General features: G+C 74.0%; 4 protein-coding genes. All 4 read right to left on the bottom strand.

The genetic code is table 11. The features are described from left to right. Positions 1–59: 59 nt before the first annotated feature. The 4 genes from ABD308_RS10895 to ABD308_RS39645 all read right to left on the bottom strand — a co-directional run bounded on the left by ABD308_RS10895 (position 60) and on the right by ABD308_RS39645 (position 3,716). On the bottom strand, positions 60–1,259 hold the full coding sequence (locus tag ABD308_RS10895; protein ID WP_344331641.1) for an acyl-CoA dehydrogenase family protein: 1,200 nt from the start codon (positions 1,257–1,259) through the stop codon (positions 60–62). 147 nt (positions 1,260–1,406) lie between these two features. Then, positions 1,407–2,384, bottom strand: a complete 978-nt coding sequence (locus ABD308_RS10890) for a sigma-70 family RNA polymerase sigma factor (protein ID WP_344331639.1) — start codon at positions 2,382–2,384, stop codon at positions 1,407–1,409. 82 nt (positions 2,385–2,466) lie between these two features. Beyond that, the gene (locus ABD308_RS10885; RefSeq protein WP_344331638.1) at positions 2,467–3,183 is read right to left on the bottom strand and encodes a formyltransferase family protein; all 717 of its coding nucleotides are present in this window, start codon (positions 3,181–3,183) and stop codon (positions 2,467–2,469) included. A 98-nt stretch (positions 3,184–3,281) separates the two neighbouring features. Then, a complete protein-coding gene (locus ABD308_RS39645; protein WP_425554738.1) occupies positions 3,282–3,716 on the bottom strand; it encodes an LLM class flavin-dependent oxidoreductase in 435 nt (144 codons plus the stop codon). Positions 3,717–3,769 lie beyond the last annotated feature (53 nt).

The following is a 3,769-nucleotide window of genomic DNA, read 5'->3' as shown; positions in this document are numbered from 1 at the left end:
CGGTGCGTCCAGGCGGGATGCCCGGCGTCGTGCGCGCGGCGGGAATTGTCAGACAAGCCCTAGCGGCGCATCACCAGCGGGTGCTCGCCGAGCAGGTACGCGCCGACCGTCTCGAAGTGCGAGTACGACAGCGCGATGTGCTTGGTGACCGCGTTGATGTCGCGGAAGGCCCGCTCCAGCCGGCTGGTGGCGTACATCGACGTCGTCCCGGCCAGCGTGTACGCGGCCTCCACCGCCGCCGTCGCGGCCTCGCCGACGGTCGCCGAGGCGAGCCGCACCAGCGAGCTGAGGTCGTCGCCGGCCGTCCCCGACTCCTCGACCTGCCGGGCCGCCTCGAACAGCAGCAGCCGCGCCGAGTACAGCGCCGCCTCGGCGCGCGCGAACCGCTCCTGGACGACGTGGTTGGCGGCCAGCGTCCGGGTGCCGCTGGCCGGGGTCTTGGCGTGGGCGGTGGTGTAGAAGGCGTCCAGCGCGTCCTGCGCCACCCCGAGCGCGACCGGCGCGGTGGAGAACGGGCCGAAGTCGAAGTACCCGATGGGGTAGGCCCGGGAGGCCCGCTCCGGCGGCGCCTGCACCATCCGGCCCTTGCGGACGGCGTACGCCTCGGAGACGAACCGCTCCTCCACCCGGAAGTGGTTGCTGCCGGTGCCGCGCAGGCCGACGGTGTACCAGGTGTCCTCGATCAGGACCTCGGAGGCGGGCACGTACAGCATCACGATGTCCGGGCCGGCCGGCGTGCGCACCGGCTGCCAGTCCTCGCAGACCAGCGCCGTGCAGACCATCCAGTCGGCGTGCGCCGAGCCGGAGCCCATCGCCCACTCGCCGCGCAGCAGGTAGCCGCCGTCCACCGGCTCGGCCAGGCCGGACGGCTTCACCCCGCCGACCGCGAAGCCCTCGCAGTCCTGGAACAGCTCCCGGGAGGTCTCCTCCGGCAGGTAGTCGGACAACCGGCCGATCGCCCCCTGGACGCCGATCTGCCAGGACACCGAGGCGTCCAGCCGGGCCAGCGCCTCCAGCGCGTACATCCCGGCGGTCAGCGACACCTGCGCGCCGCCGAACGCCCGGGAGACCCACATCCGGGTGAACCCGGCGTCGCGCAGGGCCGCGTAGACCTCCCCGGGCATCCTCCGGTCGCGCTCCGCGGCCTCCCGGTGCGCCTCGACCACCGGGGCGATCTGGTCGACCCGGTCGAGCCACTCGCGCTGCTCGGCGGTGGGCGCGGCTTCCGGGAGGCGGTACCGCTTCAGACGGTCGTTCATGGGGGTTCGCTCCTTCGATCTGGTCCGAGCCGCGCGACACCGGTGACGGGGGCGGATGTCCGGGAGAGGTGCGGATACCAGTGTCCGGCGGGCCGCCGGGAGCCGACTCCTCCCAGCGTGCCCTGTCGGACGGTCGGGGAGCGCGGGTCAGCCCCGGGGCAGCCCCCGGGCGTCGAGCCCGGCCGGCAGGCCGAAGGAGGCGTACACCTCGGGGTCCTGGAACACCGAGGTGCGGCTGATGCCCCCGGCGGTGACGGTGAACACCTGGAGGGTGTGCAGCAGGTAGCCCTCCTCGGTCCGCCGGTAGGCGGCGAAGCCGGGCTGGCCGTTGGCGCCGATCCGCTCCAGGTGCCAGTCCGTCCCGGACTTCTCGAACACCCAGTGCATGAACAGGCCGTAGTTCTCCCGGCCGGTGAACCAGTTGAGCATCGGCGGCATCTCCATGAGCACGTCCTCGGTGAGCAGCCGCTTGAGGCTCTCCACGTCGGCGTTCTCGAAGGCCTTCACGTAGCGGTCCACCCAGGCCCGCTGCTCGGCCGCCGGCGGCTCGCTGAGGCACTCGTACGTGGTCCCGGTCTCCTTGAGCCGGGCCCGCGCCCGCTGCAGCGAGCTGTTCACCGACACCACCGTGGCGCCGAGGATCTCCGCCGCCTCGGACGCGGTGAAGCCGAGCACGTCGCGCAGGATCAGCGCGCCGCGCTGGCGCGCCGACAGGTGCTGGAGCGCGGCGGCGAACGCCAGCCGCAGGCTGCTGCGGTCGATCACGGTGCCGGCCGGGTCGCCGGCGCCGAGCAGCGCGTCGGGGAACGGCTGCAGCCAGGGCACGTCGTCGCCGCGGACCAGCGGCCTGAGCGGGTCCGTCTCGGTCACCAGACCGGACGGCAGCGGCCGCCGGCCGGAGCCCTTCAGCGCGGTCAGACAGGCGTTGGTGGCGATCCGGTAGAGCCAGGTGCGCAGGGAGCTCCGGGCCTCGTCGTACTGCCCGCGCGCCCGCCAGGCGCGCAGATAGGTGTCCTGGACCAGGTCCTCGGCGTCGTGGACGGTGCCGAGCATCCGGTAGCAGTAGGCGAGCAGCTCCGACCGGTACGGCGCGATGCGGCGGTCGAAGTCGTCCTCTGTGGTCACCGCGTACCCCTTCCGGCCTTCGTCGCGGCCATGGTAGCCGCGCGGCCGGACGACCGTACCGCCTCCGGCGGCCGGCGGGGGGTCAGAAGCCGTTCAGCGCCCACCGGTCACCGCGTACCGCGCCGGCGCCGGGGGCGGGCAGCTCGATCAGCTCGGGCTTGAACAGCGGGGCGACGCCCATCGCGGGCTCCCAGCGGGCCAGCGACTCGTCCTGCTCGACCTCGACCCGGTAGCCGCGCGCCAGGTCGCTCACCACCCGCAGGATCAGGCGCACGCCGAGCGGTGTCAGGTGCTCGCGCCACAGCGACTCGGCGGTGGAGCCGGGCGGGACCAGCAGGTGTTCCTGCGCGGCGATCGGGCCCGCGTCGGTGCGCTCGGTCAGGTGGTAGACGGTGCCGCCGGTCACCCGGTCGCCGTCGCGGATCGTCCAGCGGATGGCGTCCCGGCCCCGGTGCAGCGGCAGCAGGCTCGGGTGGTAGCCGATCGCGGCCACCCGGGCGCGGGAGCGGGTCTTGCGCCCGATGAACGCGTGCGAGTGCGCGGCCAGGATGATGTCGGTCCCGTCCGGTATGTGGTGCGCCCGCAGGTCGGTGGACGGCGTCCAGTCGATGCCGCGCGAGAAGGCCCAGGAGCGCAGCCGGTCCCAGGTCATCGGATTGGGGTCGTCCTCCGGGCCTTGGCCGGGGGCCAGCCGCTTGCGCTGGCGCGGCGCGGCCACCCCCGTGATCTCGTGCTCCTCGACCAGGGCTTCCGCCACGGTGACGGCGAAAGCCCCTTGGCCGGACAGGTAGATGTTCATGGGTCCCTCCCGGTGGGCTGGGGCTGTGGCCACGAGCGTAGGGGTGGCCGGCGGCGCCGGACTGCTTCCGTGTTGCCCGAGTTCGACGGGCGGGCCGGTCAGTCCCCGAAGGCCTCGCAGACACCCAGCAGGCTCTCCTCGAACCCGCCCTCCGGCATGCCCTTGCCGGCGGTGAACAGCAGCGCCTCGTCGTAGACGCCGTCGAAGCCGGCCGCGAACCGCTGCCTGGCCTCCTCGGGCGTGCCGTGCACGGTCAGCGTGTCGAGCATCCGGTCCGGGACGGCGGCCGCGACGCCCGGCATGTCGCGCCGGGCGAACGCCTCGCGGATCGCGGCGACCTCGGACTCGAAGCCGTGGAAGGCGATCAGCGGGGCCGCCGAGGCCCGGGACGCGAACACCGCCAGCTGGGTCGCGGCGAGCACCCGCGCCCGGGCCGGGTCCTCGCCGACCGCGCAGATGGTCATCCCGGTGATCGGGACCGGCCGCTCCCGTCCGGCCTCCTTCGCCGCCGCCGCGAGGGTGGGCCGGACCACCTCCTCGGCGAAGGCCGCGCTGCACAGCGGCAGGCCGATCAGCCCGTCGGCGA

It is taken from the genome of Kitasatospora putterlickiae (assembly GCF_039527695.1).
Taxonomy (GTDB): Bacteria; Actinomycetota; Actinomycetes; order Streptomycetales; family Streptomycetaceae; genus Kitasatospora; species Kitasatospora putterlickiae.
The sequence above is the reverse complement of the archived record's forward strand: the minus strand, read 5'-3'. Positions and strand labels throughout refer to the sequence as shown.